Genomic DNA, 564 nt, shown 5'->3' on the forward strand with positions numbered 1-564 from the left:
AGTCCTGTTCGGGGAGCCATATGCTCTCATAGCTCAGTAGGTAGAGTGCATCCATGGTAAGGATGAGGTCACCGGTTCGAATCCGGTTGAGAGCTTACTTTAGTAAGGCCCGTTGGTCAAGGGGTTAAGACACCTCCCTTTCACGGAGGTAACAGGGGTTCGAATCCCCTACGGGTCATATTTATGGAGACTTAGCTCAGCTGGGAGAGCATCTGCCTTACAAGCAGAGGGTCGGGGGTTCGATCCCCTCAGTCTCCACCATAGAATATTCTTGATTGTTGGGGATTAGCCAAGCGGTAAGGCAACGGACTTTGACTCCGTCATGCATAGGTTCAAATCCTATATCCCCAGCCATTTGAGAGCCATTAGCTCAGTTGGTAGAGCACCTGACTTTTAATCAGGGTGTCGAAGGTTCGAGTCCTTCATGGCTCACCATTTTATTTTCATTATGCGCGTGTGGCGGAATTGGCAGACGCACTAGACTTAGGATCTAGCGTCTTACGACGTGGGGGTTCAAGTCCCTCCACGCGCATCCTTATTTTTGCGGACGTGGCTCAGCGGTAG

6 tRNA genes are annotated in these 564 nt (G+C 50.9%); all 6 read left to right on the top strand.

The window, feature by feature from the left end:
* The first annotated feature begins 22 nt into the window (after positions 1-22).
* The 6 genes from H065_RS0116560 to H065_RS0116585 all read left to right on the top strand — a co-directional run bounded on the left by H065_RS0116560 (position 23) and on the right by H065_RS0116585 (position 532).
* Positions 23-95 (top strand) — tRNA-Thr (locus H065_RS0116560).
* Between the two features lie 11 nt (positions 96-106).
* A tRNA-Glu gene (locus tag H065_RS0116565) sits at positions 107-178 on the top strand.
* Positions 179-185: 7 nt separating this feature from the next.
* Positions 186-261 (top strand) — tRNA-Val (locus tag H065_RS0116570).
* Between the two features lie 18 nt (positions 262-279).
* A tRNA-Gln gene (locus H065_RS0116575) sits at positions 280-354 on the top strand.
* Between the two features lie 5 nt (positions 355-359).
* A tRNA-Lys gene (locus H065_RS0116580) sits at positions 360-435 on the top strand.
* A gap of 15 nt (positions 436-450) precedes the next feature.
* A tRNA-Leu gene (locus H065_RS0116585) sits at positions 451-532 on the top strand.
* The last annotated feature ends 32 nt before the right edge of the window (positions 533-564 follow it).

The organism is Paenibacillus shenyangensis (genome assembly GCF_000346635.1).
Classification (GTDB): domain Bacteria; phylum Bacillota; class Bacilli; order Paenibacillales; family Paenibacillaceae; genus Saccharibacillus; species Saccharibacillus dauci.